Below are 14,050 nucleotides of genomic sequence, written 5' to 3' on the forward strand. Positions count from 1 at the left end.
TTAACGTTCATGAGTTAACGGCTTTTTTATTTACTTTATCGGTTATAAGCTCAACAATCTTCAGCTTCATTTCGATTAATCATACATATTTCGATAATTTATCTAGGCGCTACTTTTAATTTTGATTAAACTAGGGACATTAAAAATTAAAAGCATATTGTCATGGAAAAACATCAAGAATTATTAATTGCACTACGAAAAGTCATCAGGGCAATAGATTTACACTCAAAACATCTCAGTAAAACTTCAGGCTTAACAAGCCCACAATTATTGATCATGTTAGAAATAGATAAAGTGCCAGGTGTGAACTCAAGCCAAGTAGCTAAAAGCGTTAACTTAAGTGCGGCTACCGTAACTAATATCCTTGATCGGTTAGAAAATAAAAGCCTTATTTCTAGAGTACGTGACACGCAAGATAAACGTAAAGTCGGCTTATACTTAACTGACAATGGCAAAGCACTGCTGCTTAACGCCCCACAAGCATTGCAAGAACACTTTATTGATAAGTTTTCCAACTTAGCCCAATGGGAGCAGTCTCAGTTGTTATCTTCAATGGAGCGTTTATCAGAAATGATGGATGCCAATGAAATCGATGCCGCTCCACTATTAGAACTTAATGCAATGAGCGCCAGCAGTATCATTAAAACTGACGCTCCTAAAAGCTAACGTAATAAATGTAAAAAGTGTAGATGCTTATGGTATTGATCAATAATATTATTGATCACTGCCGTTTTTGACCAGCCCATAATATCGTAGTCCTGACCACCTTCACCTAAATGTACTTCTGCGCGGTAGTAGCTTTGCTCATCATCATCGCCTTCTGTAATGAAATCAGGTTGTGAATGTTTGCGTGCCAAAACGCGGTAAATGAACTGCTGCTCTTCACCGTGATCAACAATAAGACTCAAACCATTTTCATGTGATATCAACACACTAATTTGGTTTTTCTCTAGCTCTTGCGCCACAGATTCAAAAGCAGGAGCAATAGTTTGGCTAATAAATTTATTAACATTGGCTTTGTTTGGGTAATCTACAATGTTTTTCAATCGCATCTGCCAGCTATCATTATTTTCATTACCAGCATGAGGTACAGCATTAATAAGTTGGCTTTCTTGCTTGAAAGCCTCCACTCGTAATGCCTTAATTAAGCCAACAATGGCCAGTAATAGCACGATCGCAAAGGGCAACGCACTGGCAATTGTCATCGTTTGCAAGGCATTTAACCCGCCGGCCAATAGTAATATTGCCGCAACAACACCAATACCAACAGCCCAATAAACTCGTTGCCATAACGGCGTATTATTGCTGCCGTGTGAACACAGCATATCAACAACCATAGCGCCAGAATCACATGACGTGACAAAAAATATCACTATCATCAAGACACTAAAAAATGATAACACGGTACTCAATGGGAAGTTTTCAAGAAAAACAAATAGCGCCACAGATGAATCTTTACTGACCATTTCACCTAGCTCTACCACCCCTTGGTTGTGCACTAAATCAATAGCACTATTGCCAAAAATGGTCATCCAGAACAAAGTAAACACTGTTGGTATCAACATAACCCCAATAATAAATTCTCTGATCGTTCTACCACGAGAAATTCGGGCAATAAACAAACCAACAAAAGGTGCCCAAGCAAGCCACCAGCCCCAATAAAAGATTGTCCAACCACCTATCCAGTCAGTCTTTTTATAAGCAAATAAATTAAACGTGTTATGAATAATATCAGCAATATAATCACCAATATTTTGTAAATAAGCTTGTAGGAGAAATACTGTTGGCCCTAAAACAAAAATTAATAACAACAAAATAACCGCTAACACCATATTGGTTTCAGACAATATTTTTATGCCTTTATCCAAACCCGTTGCTACCGATACAACCGCTAACCCGACAATAACAATCATGATAATGATCTGATTAGTCACAGAAACATCAATACCGAATAAGTAGCCAAAGCCTGAGTTTACTTGTGATGCACCTAAACCTAACGAAGTCGCTACACCGAAAACGGTACTTACTACAGCAAATACATCGACTAAATGCCCTGGCCATTGATAAATTCTATCGCCAATTAAAGGATACAACGCCGAACGCAGTGTGAGGGGCAAGCTATGTCGGTAACTAAAGTAGGCTAATACTAAGGCGACAATGGCATAAATGGCCCAAGCATGAAGCCCCCAATGGAAGAAGGTCATTTTCATGGCTTCTTGAACCGCTTCAACCGTACCTTTATCGGCTGTTGGTGGCGACAAATAATGCATCAGTGGCTCAGCTACACCAAAAAACATCAACCCTATCCCCATACCTGCGGCAAACAACATCGAAAGCCAAGTCAGCATAGAATAATCAGGCGTTGCATGGTCTGGCCCTAAGCGAATATCACCATAACGTGACAAGCCCAAAAAAATCACGAAAAAGAAAATAAATGCCACCGTCAGTACATAGAACCAACTGCCATTATCGACAATACTTGATTGAATAAGCGTAAATAAGCTCTGCGCTTGCTCTGGCAACGCTACGGTATATAGCATCAATGCAATAATAATTGCTGACGCGCTGGCAAATACCTTTTTATTTAATTGACTATTAACGTTTGTAAGCAAGTCATTCCCCTAGTTTTAATTTGTGTTGATATTATATCTGCTTTAAGCAAGCTGTAAACAGCAGACTCGACACAGAAAATATCTGATAAATAACGAGAAGATGAGCTTTTTTGAAATAAAAGTGATTTATTGCTAAGCTTGTGACGAGAAATATAGTTATAACTCTAATAATATCAACTCAAACATAATATAAAATCTAATTAAAAAGCCAAGGGATAAAAAATATGAAATTCACTAAGCTGCACTGCGCTGTATTAACAGCCATCGCGGCATCAAGCTCTCTTTACGCTGAGGAAGTTAAAAAGCAAGAAAAAGCCTCAATAGAAGTCATTGAAGTTACCGCAACAAAACGCGCAGAATCTATCCAAGAAGTTCCCGTTACTGTTACCGCCTTAACCGGTGATAGCTTAGAAAAGCTAGGGGTGTCAAATTTTGACCAATATGTTGAGTTCTTACCAAACGTAGTTTTTCAGGGCACAGGCCCAGGGCAAAATGAAATATACATACGCGGCGCGGCGACAACACAAACCAATATTTCCGTTTCATCTGTTCAAGCATTACAACCTTCTGTCGCCTTTTATTTAGACGAACAACCTGTATCAATGCAAGGACGTAATTTAGATATTTACGCTACTGACGTTGAACGCATTGAAGTGTTACCGGGGCCACAAGGCACACTTTTTGGTGCTAGCTCTCAGTCAGGCACTGTTCGCTTAATTACCAATAAACCAAGTCATGACGGTTTTGCTGCTGGCTTTGATACCAGTATGAGCACAACCAAGGGTGGCGACATAAGCAACTCTGTTGAAGCTTATTTTAATTTATCACTAACTGACTCACTGGCTGTGCGTGTTGCTGCATATAATGACCATCAAGGCGGCTGGATAGATAACATATTAAACGATACAAATAACGGCGGTTATACTGGCAGTGCTGAAGTTATCAGTAGAATATCAGGCGGCGTATTAACAAACCCTGAAAATATTCCAGTTACAGCACCACAAAATGATGCTTTAGTTGAAGAAAATTTCAATACTGCTGATTATGCTGGGGCTCGCTTTGGCTTATCTTATATAATCAATAATGACTGGGACCTGTTAGTGCAACATACTCAACAGTCACTTGATACTGAAGGTGTTTTTGCTTACGACCCTAACCTAGAAGGTGAATCATCAACTAACCGCTTCACCCCGGAAAACAACAATGATGATTTTGGTTTAACCACCTGGACATTGGAAGGTCGCCTCGAACATCTTGATATCGTTTATACCGGTGGCTACCTAGATAGAGATATCAATTCAACCATCGATTATACCGGTTACACTAATGGTGGCTCATTTTCAGCTTATTATGTTTGTAATTATTCTGGCACACCTGAGGCGCAAGAATGTTTAGATCCAACTAAGTTTTATAAAGAAGCGACGAGTACCTCGCGTATTACTCATGAACTACGACTCAATACCTCAGCAGAAAATCGCTGGCGTGTCACTGCAGGTGTTTTCTATGACTCACAAGAGTTATCAACCGTAGGACAGTTTAAAATTGCCAGTACAGAAAAATTCCCAGACTTACAAAGAACGCTAAAAGGTAATGATGGCATAAATAGTAATGGTGGCCCATTCCCATCAGAGGTTAGCTTTGTAAACGATATTACACATACCATAGATCAAATCGCAGTATTTGGTCAGTTAGAATATGACATTACCGATACGGTGACGGCAAGCTTTGGTGCTCGTTGGTATCAAATTGATGATATTTATAAAGGGGCAACCACAACCGTTGATGTTAGTGGCAGATTACAAGCCTTTGGCGACGGTAGCGATGAAGCATTAACCGCGTACTTTATTACTACCGGAATGTCACCTGAGCAAGCCGCAGCAGAAACTGCCGCGACTCAAGCCGCTATTGCCAGTGGCCAATTAGACACAAGTTTGCTTGATAGCGACGGTACACTGACGGTAGACGATACCATCATCAAAGCATCAATTGATTGGCAAATAAACAAAGATATAATGGTATTTGCCTCTTATTCTGAAGGCTTTAGACCTCCGGTGACTAACCGTGTTGGTGGCGGGCTCGCTAAAAACCAAGAAGGTGCATTTGATGGGTTTCGCATTCCGGTGTATTCAACGACGGATAGCTTAGATAATATTGAATTAGGCTTTAAATCAACATTGTTTGATCAAAGCTTACGCTTAAATGCAACGGCCTATTATTCTAAAATATCGGATCTACAAACATCACGCTATGACCCTACTAATATTAGTTTCTTAGTATTTACCGATAATGTTGGTGAGGCTGAAATTAAAGGTATTGACGGTGACTTTACTTGGGTAGCAACCGATAACTTAGTTATCTCTGGTGCTTTTAGTTTCCTTGATACTGAATTAACGTCAATTAATAACCAGCTTGATGGCATTGCCCCAGCAGCGGGTAGTCGACTGCCATATTCAGCTAAGTTTTCCGGCAATTTACAAGCACAATACTTTTATAACATTGATCAAGACATGACCGGTTATGTCAATGGTTCAATTAGTTATACTGGCGATAGATTAGCAGGTATGGCGATGGACGCTTATGTTGTTGAAGATGCCACTAACTTAATCTACGGTACTGGCTCTGGCTTAAGTATTGAAAAAGAAGCTGATGTCTATTCTGGCGTTAATTATCAAGACAGTAATGGCAATACCTTTGCAGGTGGCCGTTATGTTCAAGATAGTTACGTAGTTGCTAACCTAAGCTTTGGTGTGACTAACGATGAATGGAAAGCTGAAATTTTCATCGACAATATCACCGACAAAAGTGCCATCCTCTATATCGACACCCAACAATTTACACCTAAGGTCGTCACTAATAGACCTCGCACGGTTGGTTTTAGATTCTCTTATGACTTTTATTAAGTCTTAAACTTAATTAGTTAGCCCGTTTAAAAACCGTTTGATATGTTTATCAGGCGGTTTTTTATTGTTAAAGTACGAGACTCATTTATTTTAAATATAAAAACCTGTCGCGTCATCTTGGAGTAAAATCGTTGAAAAAAGCCCCTCTTTCTGTCACTGAATCCCAGCTAAAATCGATCCAAAAACTTATTCAAACAGCGAAATTCGACGATGCGATTGAACAAGCAAAACAGCTGCAACAACAAACAAGCGATCGCCAAGACCAAATACAACTATGGTACTTAATCGCTGTTGCTCAGCGTTACACAAAAGCATTTTCACAAGCACTCACCAGTATTGAAGCTCTATTGAAGCTTGACCCGTCATATAGCAGAGCACATCAAGAGCAAGGCCATATATATATTGCGTTGGCAAAAGCACAACAAGCGACAGCCGCGTTCGAACGGGCAACAGAGCTCAATCCATGTTTACTCGCGAGTTGGCAAGAGCTTATTGAGCTATATCGTCATGCACAGCAAATGGATAAAGTACAACAGGCAGCTAATGCCATGGCTAAACTTAAAAGCTTACCGCCTGCTTTGCTTGCCGTTACCGAATTAATGCATGAAGGAAAATTATTAAAAGCAGAGCAAATTTGCCGACATTTCTTACAACAAAATAAACGTCATATCGAAGGCATGTGCTTGCTGGCCGAAATTGGCATTGAGCTGAAAATATATGATGATGCTGAATTTTTACTTGCAAGTGCGCTTGAACTTGCACCTAACCACGTTTACGCTCGCTCGCAATACCTCAACTTATTGCTGCGCTTAGGTAAATACAAAACCGCTGAACAACAAGTTGAAAAACTGCTCATTGAGCAACCCAATAACATTAGTTTTAAAGTGGCTAAAGCCAATGCATTAACAGGCTTAGGCGAGATAGAACAAGCCGTACAATTATATCAGCAAGCAATTCAAGAAGACGAAAGCATTGCTGGTTTTCATTTACAGCTTGGCCATGCACTTAAAGCAAAGGGTGAAATAAACGAAGCCATTAAGGCTTATCAAAAAGCGTATCAGTTGAAGCCAAATTACGGTGATGCTTTTTGGAGCTTAGCAAATACTAAAACGTATCGTTTTAGCGATAACGAAATAGCGCAAATGCAAACTCAGCAAACAAGTGAAAGCTTAGCCATAGCGGATAAAGTACAGCTGTATTTTGCCACAGGCAAAGCGTTTGAAGATCGAAAACAATATAACCAAGCATTTCAAGCATACCAACAAGGTAATGATTTGCAGCATGCACACAATGGCTTTGACATTAGAAAAATTGAGCAACAAGTCGATGAACAAATAAAATACTGTACCGCAGAGCTATTCCAAAACCGTGGACAGTTAGGGCTAAAAGCACCTGATGCCATTTTTATTGTTGGCTTACCGCGCGCTGGTTCAACCTTACTTGAACAAATACTAGCCTCACATAGCCAAATTGATGGCACCATGGAGCTACACAATATCTTAGGCTTAGCTGCCCGATTACGTGGCCGTAACCCGGCAAATCAAGTAAGCCAATACCCTAAAAATCTTGCTGAGATCAAAACGGAGTATTTTCAACGTTTTGGTCAGCAATTTATTGATGAAACTCGCATTTACCGAGAACAAGCGCCGTTTTTTATCGATAAAATGCCAAATAACTTCCTCCACATTGGCTTAATTCGATTAATCCTGCCCAATGCTAAGATTATTGATGCTAGGCGCGCCCCTATGGCTTGTTGTTTTAGTGGTTTTAAACAGTTATTTGCTGAAGGACAAGATTTTAGCTACAACCTTGAAGATATTGGTCGCTATTACCAAGCTTACCTCAAACTAATGACTCATTGGCAAACGGTGCTTCCTGACTTCGTTTTAACTGTCAATCATGAAGATATTGTCGACGACTTAGAGCACCAAGTCAGAAGAATGCTTGATTTTTGTGGCCTAGAATTTGAACAATCATGCCTTGATTTTCATAAGACCCAACGCACAATAAAAACACCAAGCTCTGAGCAAGTTCGCCAACCTATTTACAAAAGCGCAACTGAACAGTGGAAAAACTTCGAGCAACATTTAGCTCCATTAAAACAAGTGCTAAATATTAAATAATTTAACCAATAGCTAAGCTTATAAAGAGACAATATTTTATGGTTTTTCACTAACCCGTAGTTAATTTCACAAAACGCTAAAGCTAAACAATAGTAAGTCTATGTATTTATTAAATTAAAATAGTGGCTTTATCTTTGCTACTCTTTAAACGTAAAGTGAATGAACTAGCTTTTAAGCCATAAGTATTACAGTAATAAGTCGCTAAAAGTTTGGAATACTACTGACAACTCAACATAAAGCGCTAACAAGTACTAATATGAATTGTCATTAGCACATAACTAACCTAAGCATTAGTCCTAACTTAAGTTAAATAACATCAGCAACGGAGTGAGCCATGTCAGTAATTCTTGAAGATCGTCCAATCGAACAAGTGCGTGAAGAAACTATCGATCAACTAATTGTTAATTATAGCCATGGGGTGATATCTGCTGAAGCATTTGAACGTAGGTTAGATCAAGCAATGAGTAGTGATAATCATCAAGAGATTATCGATTTAGTGGCTGATTTAACGCTAAAAGCAGATAAACAATACACCAGCAATAAAGAGCACCAATTTACGCCAAGCTATAGTAACGCTGATAATGACAATACCTTGAGCCTGCAAAGTATTTTAGGCAATGTTGAGCGAAGCGGTCAGTGGTATGTCCCTAAAACTATCACAGTCAACAACATGTTAGGCGAAACCATACTCGACTTTACAGACGCGGTATTTCAACATCAAAATGTCACCATTAAGTTAAACTGTGTTTTAGGTAGTAGCAAAATTTATGTGCCTGAAAACATAAATGTTGTTTGTAAAAGTTATGGCATTATCAGCAGTATAGAAAACAAAGCACCTTCCATGGCAAGCCGACAAGCGCCAATAATTACTATTGAGGGTAAAGTGGTATTAGGCTCACTAGATATTGCCGTGAAAAAAACCATTAAAGAAAAATTTATCGCCTTTGCTAACAATTTAAAATCGGCTTTCGACAGCAATAAATAGCGGTAATACAGCCTGAATAGTTATAGGGTTATCTACATTTGAGCATGCCTCAATAGCATGCTTCAATAGCATGGCTTAGGCTAATATGGTACATAAACGCCTAGCAGTAGCAGAAGAAAAAAATCAACATCTAAAGCAAGCTTTATGCTGCAGTAAACGTTTAGCGTTTTTAACGCTCACAACAAACCAAAAGCAGACAGTAAACTTCGCGCACTTAACATCAAGGCAATAAAGATAACGGCCGCGCCAGCGATGTTTTGCCAAAGGTTATTACGATATTCGCCTAGCACTTGACTATTCATGATCCATAATAAAAACACACTTATAACCGGTAATAATATGCCGTTTGCAACCTGAGCAAACCAAATAATAGCAATAGGTTTGTAGCCTAAACTAGCGACAACAACACCAATAACAAGAATTGTCATCCAAGTCATTTTAAAGCTCAACGCGTTGAGGTCTTTATTCCAATTTAAAATACCACTTAAGGCAAATGCAGCTGCTAATGGCGCCGTTATCGCAGAAGAAATTCCAGCAGAAAACAACCCAATAGCAATAAATATACTTGCCCAATCACCAAATAATGGTTGTAAGGATGGCGCTAAATCTGCTGCGCTTTGTAGCTGTAGTTGTTGACCAAAAAACGCCGACGCTGCGGTCGAAACAATCGCAATTGAAATTAATCCGCCTAACGGGATAGAAATAAATAAATCTTGTCTTGCCTCGGTTAAGTCACTACTCGATTGCCACTTTTTACTGGCTGTAGCAGCATGTAAAAATAAATTATAAGGTACAACAGTGGTACCAATAAGCGCAATCACAGTTAAGCCCGCTCCTGTAGGTAATTCGAAGGCAAACATACTTGATATAAGCCCTGTCCAATCAGGTTTAGTAAGAAAAAAGCTGACAAGAAAAGCCATACTCATTAATCCTACTAACACCACAAGTGCCCGTTCAATCAACTTATAACTGCCGGTATAAAGTAATATAAATGCCACGCTGCCGATTAATACCGGAAAAACAACATTGGTATAGGCAATAGACAATGAAAGTTGCTCACTGATACTAGCCAAACCTAAACTCGCCCCTGAAATATTACCGCTTTGATAAGCACCATTGCCAATAACAATCGCGCTAACGACTAACAAAATGGTCAGTGTTCGCCAAAATGGCTGGGAAATCGCTTGGCGAATATTTTCCCCCAACCCTTGTTGAGTAATAATACCTAACCTTGCGGCCATTTCTTGTAAAACGAGCGTTGCGATCATCGCAAATAACAACGCCCAAATCAGGGTTAAACCGTAATTTGCCCCGGCCATGGAAGCAGTAATAACCGTACCCGGACCGATAAATGCTGCAGTGACTAAAAATGCTGGCCCAACTTTTGGAAGTTTCATGTTTATCTACCCACTTGTTTTTATATTTATAAGGTAACTAGCGTTCTTCATCAGAATCATTGATAATTTACTCTATATCTTGGTATTTTTTCACTCAGCAGCCATTTAGTTACACACTAAAACCATCTTTGTGTGTTTCCTCTATGGACAGACAATACCTTTACAGCATTTAACAGTACGTCAGAGCTAACCTGCAATATACATAAGTTAGCTTCATATCACAGAAATACAATTCAATTTATGAGTGATAGTATTGATTATATTTGTCGATGCTATTTCAAAGTACAGAGTCGATTAAAGTGACATCCTAGGGCTGTAAATACTGAGCGTAGCTCGCTATAAAATATTTTTAAAAGTAACAGTCGATAGAAAATAAGGCCATTGCAACGCCCTCTCCTTCAAGATAATTTACTGATATACGTTGTCAGAGTATTTAGCTGCTTACCACTTTTCTATGCTTAATAGAGAGTGCTTAATGCAGCATGCAGACAGGAAAACACTGACTAACATTAACAGCTAACTTAGCCGCTTAATTTTAAAGTTAACATCTACAATAAAGCAAAGGTTGTCAGTAAGTTCAAAAGTGTAATAAGCCATTAAATAGACCTACTATAACTAACATTCAAATATTTTTAGCGATTACTCTTTTACTTTGGCGTAATACAAAATGAATAACGAAAATATTATCTCAAACGTACCACCCAAAAGCGCCCCTGTAATAAAGGGCGCACCGAACAATAGGCAAAACATGCCGACAATAGTAAGTGTAGCGCCCAAAAGCCAATAAAGTTTGATACCGTAAAGTGTTTGAAAAACCAGATAGCGAACACCAATAATCATCAACATAATGGGATAAAACCAATCTACTCGCAGCTTTGCTACTGAAAAAGCTATAAATAACCCAACAAATAAAATGGCGGTACTTTCTAAGGCAAGTTTACCAAGCGGATTATTAACTTTGTGACGCCCTGAACGTTGTAATAGTTTCGATAACAATAAACTTAATGGATATATAACCATACCACCAAAAAACAGTGTCAACATACTCGTTTGGGGTGAAGAATATACGGCGACTATACCCGCAACACTCCAAATAAGACCGGAAGCAAGCACCCCCGTACCGCCACCGAAATATGCATCGTTCATATTCTTTTGTGCATCATCAAATATCATCAGGGCTCCTTATTGTTATTTTTACCTAGGAAGTACACAAAATAGTAATATTAACGCATTAAATACACTTGCCTTATTTTTCAAAAAAACCTAACTCAGAACTGCCCTTGATCTCTATTTTCTGTTGAATAATGTCACCAGTTTCTTTCAACTCAATCCATACCGCCGAATAACTCTCACCTAAAGTCCCTTTAACAACATATTCTTTATTTGCTTCAGGTTTAAATGTTATATCTCCTTTGACTTCATATACCTCATCAGTAAACGCTTGGATCGGAGCCGCGTGTTCAGTTCTCCCTATAATGCTAAACACCGCTTCCTCGGAAGGAACGTTAGTTTCAAGCAACTTAGTGGTTAAATAAAAACCTTGACCATAGGTCGCATTCCTTGTCGCGCCAAGCGTATTTTCAATTATTTTACCGTTAACTTTACTTAAATAGAATAGGTCTGACTTACCTGTTGAATGTCTTTTTTCTGAGCTACCAATAACCGAAAGTTCACCTTGATAATTTTCAGGTACTGGCGAATAGGTTGATGCACAACCGGTTAATAATAGTGCCAAACATGCGAGTAAAGTTTTCATTTCATTTCCTTTTTATTATTTTATTATTTTATTATTTTATTATTTTATTATTTTATTATTTGGAAGATGGTAATATCGAGTTAATTTAATAGTGAATAAATACAGTCTGGTTATTCATGATACTTGCGGATCACAGCAACTTTACCATCTTCCATTTCCAGTACTTCCATCATGGTTTGCGTGTAGTCAATTGCTTGATTGTTTTGCGGGTGGATGCCCTTCGCACTACTTTTATAACGAATAGCAATCGCTGAATTATTAAAAATAAAAACATCTAAGAGCTCAGCCTTATATTCACTATGCGCCCCTAAATAAAACAACATACCTTTACGCATATCATCTTTACCACTAGGTAATCTAGAATCATCTGTTTGCCATGGTAAGTGTGAATGACCAATATCATCAACAAGTAAGTCAAAATAGCGCTCTAAATCTGCTTTAGTTGCATTGGGTGCTTGAGTTGCAGTCATCACGTTGAAATAGCGTTGTGCAAATTTTTCCAGATCAGCGGCATGTGTACTCAGTGATATAGTAAAGGTGAGTGTAAAAGCCAACAGTAATCGTTTCATAAAAATTCCTTTTTTAGATTTTTCTCGCTGTTACTGATATTAACAACAAACTTTTTAGGCGAATTTTAAACTAAACTTAATATCACATAAAATCAGCCGATTAGGAACTATAATAATAGTTTTTATATCTATCAATATAGTGAGATAGAACTCGATGTGCGTAATTGATAAATTTTACGAGGGAAAATTGAATGAAAAGCTTATGCTGTAGCCCGTTTGTTGTTCGCATATTTACTAATGATAGAGCTTTAAAAATAAATTAGCAGCGATAATTTGCAGTTACTTATTGCCATTAAAGCGCTGCAAGTCATACCAGCGACTTATGTAATGGCAATAATAGCAATGGTGAATAATATTACTGACGAATACCTTCAATATGTAATTCTAAATCAACTTGACCGTAATCTTGTTTAAAACCAAAATCAGCCATACTAATCGTTGCTGTACCACTAAAACCTAAACGATAACCACCCCATGGGTCACTACCTTCACCCACTTTAACAGCATCAATGGTCATTGGTTTAGTAACGCCATGTAGCGTAAAGTTGCCATTAATAGCGAGTTTACCATTACCTTGGTCGGTAACCTTAGTGCTAATAAAAGTCGCTTGGGCAAATTTATTCACATCAAGAAAATCATCTGAGCGTACGTGCTTATCGCGCATTGCATGGTTAGAGTCAAAACTTGAGGTATCTACTTTTACAGATACTTTGGCTGCGGAAATATTTTTTTCATCATAAGAAAACGTGCCTGTAAATTTATTAAATCTGCCCGTTAAAACACTAAAGCCCAAATGACTTGCTTTAATGTTAATTGACGCATGCGCACCTTCATGATCAATTTTATAATCTGCTGCAAAAGCAGGTAATAATGCGCTTGAGGCAAACAATGTGGTGACTAAAAGTAATTTTTTCATGGTATATCCTTTTGCCTTAAAGGCTGTTACGTAATGGCTACGGCCAAAATTTAGTTAATTAATTACATAAAACTTTTATCTAATAAACGCTATTTTAACATTCTGCTTAGGGTTTCATCTTTATCAATTAGGTGATGCTTGACTGCTGCTGCGCCATGTAACAAAGACAAAGTAATTAAAATATAAGCGCTATATTCGTGAACTAAACCAGCAATATCTTCTTGGTTTTCCAGCAAATCACCTAACCCGCCAACACTAAACCAATTAAAAACCTCGATAGAGCGCCCATCAGCACTAGACATTAAAAAACCACTGCTCATCAATACAAACAAAAGTAGATAAAGCCCTATGTGCGCAATTTTTGACGCTTGTTTAACCTGTAAAGAATGGCTAGCGATAGCCTTAGGTTGAAAGCTTATTAAGCGCCAAATCAAGCGCAGTATGGTGACGATAAATAGCAGTACTCCAACACTTTCATGCCAGTGCGGCGCAGTTTTATACCATTGACTGTAATACGTTAAGTCAACCATCCAAAAGCCTACACCAAACATTGAAAAAACGGTAATTGCACTGAGCCAGTGAAATAGTTTACTGATTAAGCCGAATTTTTCTTCCGTATTTTTCCACATCGCGTTATTCATCAAATGTTAAGATGCTGTCACTTTATATAATACGAACAACGTAATAAACACCGATTTAAGTAAATAATAATTACGGTAAACGCAACAATAATAGCATCTATAACAATAAAACAAACACCGTCAATACGGAGTTAACATCAGCCACTATGCT

Annotated in this window: 11 protein-coding genes; 4 read left to right on the plus strand and 7 right to left on the minus strand. The window is 38.2% G+C overall.

What is annotated here, in order from left to right; genetic code table 11:
• Positions 1–162: 162 nt before the first annotated feature.
• A complete protein-coding gene (locus B0169_RS06690) occupies positions 163–666 on the plus strand; it encodes a MarR family winged helix-turn-helix transcriptional regulator (RefSeq protein WP_077285184.1) in 504 nt (167 codons plus the stop codon).
• Here the strand turns inward: B0169_RS06690 and B0169_RS06695 are convergent.
• Complete coding sequence (locus B0169_RS06695) at positions 663–2,612, minus strand: BCCT family transporter (protein ID WP_077285185.1); 1,950 nt, start codon at positions 2,610–2,612, stop codon at positions 663–665. The two genes, B0169_RS06690 and B0169_RS06695, sit on opposite strands and share 4 nt — an antisense overlap.
• Before the next feature lie 224 nt (positions 2,613–2,836).
• On the opposite strand from B0169_RS06695, the gene B0169_RS06700 reads away from it, so the two are divergent.
• From B0169_RS06700 to B0169_RS06710, 3 genes are all read left to right on the plus strand, one after another.
• Complete coding sequence (locus B0169_RS06700) at positions 2,837–5,512, plus strand: TonB-dependent receptor (RefSeq protein WP_077285186.1); 2,676 nt, start codon at positions 2,837–2,839, stop codon at positions 5,510–5,512.
• Positions 5,513–5,643: 131 nt separating this feature from the next.
• Positions 5,644–7,635 carry a tetratricopeptide repeat-containing sulfotransferase family protein gene (locus B0169_RS06705; RefSeq protein ID WP_077285187.1) on the plus strand — a complete coding sequence of 664 codons (1,992 nt, stop codon included), beginning with the start codon at positions 5,644–5,646 and terminating at the stop codon, positions 7,633–7,635.
• A gap of 334 nt (positions 7,636–7,969) precedes the next feature.
• Positions 7,970–8,620, plus strand: coding sequence for a LiaF domain-containing protein (locus B0169_RS06710; protein ID WP_077285188.1), 651 nt, complete (start codon positions 7,970–7,972; stop codon positions 8,618–8,620).
• Between the two features lie 176 nt (positions 8,621–8,796).
• Here B0169_RS06710 and B0169_RS06715 read toward each other — a convergent pair whose 3' ends face one another.
• The 6 genes from B0169_RS06715 to B0169_RS06740 form a co-directional block, all read right to left on the minus strand.
• Entirely contained in the window at positions 8,797–10,017 is a 1,221-nt protein-coding gene (locus B0169_RS06715) for an Nramp family divalent metal transporter (protein WP_077285189.1), read from the minus strand.
• A gap of 639 nt (positions 10,018–10,656) precedes the next feature.
• Positions 10,657–11,190 carry a DUF7010 family protein gene (locus B0169_RS06720; protein ID WP_077285190.1) on the minus strand — a complete coding sequence of 178 codons (534 nt, stop codon included), beginning with the start codon at positions 11,188–11,190 and terminating at the stop codon, positions 10,657–10,659.
• A 73-nt stretch (positions 11,191–11,263) separates the two neighbouring features.
• The gene (locus B0169_RS06725) at positions 11,264–11,773 is read right to left on the minus strand and encodes a hypothetical protein (RefSeq protein WP_077285191.1); all 510 of its coding nucleotides are present in this window, start codon (positions 11,771–11,773) and stop codon (positions 11,264–11,266) included.
• A gap of 110 nt (positions 11,774–11,883) precedes the next feature.
• On the minus strand, positions 11,884–12,342 hold the full coding sequence (locus B0169_RS06730) for a nuclear transport factor 2-like protein (protein ID WP_077285192.1): 459 nt from the start codon (positions 12,340–12,342) through the stop codon (positions 11,884–11,886).
• A 355-nt stretch (positions 12,343–12,697) separates the two neighbouring features.
• Positions 12,698–13,258, minus strand: coding sequence for a YceI family protein (locus B0169_RS06735; RefSeq protein WP_077285193.1), 561 nt, complete (start codon positions 13,256–13,258; stop codon positions 12,698–12,700).
• An 89-nt stretch (positions 13,259–13,347) separates the two neighbouring features.
• Positions 13,348–13,887 carry a cytochrome b gene (locus B0169_RS06740; RefSeq protein WP_077285254.1) on the minus strand — a complete coding sequence of 180 codons (540 nt, stop codon included), beginning with the start codon at positions 13,885–13,887 and terminating at the stop codon, positions 13,348–13,350.
• Positions 13,888–14,050: the final 163 nt, after the last annotated feature.

This window comes from Cognaticolwellia aestuarii, from assembly GCF_002000025.1.
Lineage (GTDB): Bacteria > Pseudomonadota > Gammaproteobacteria > Enterobacterales > Alteromonadaceae > Cognaticolwellia > Cognaticolwellia aestuarii.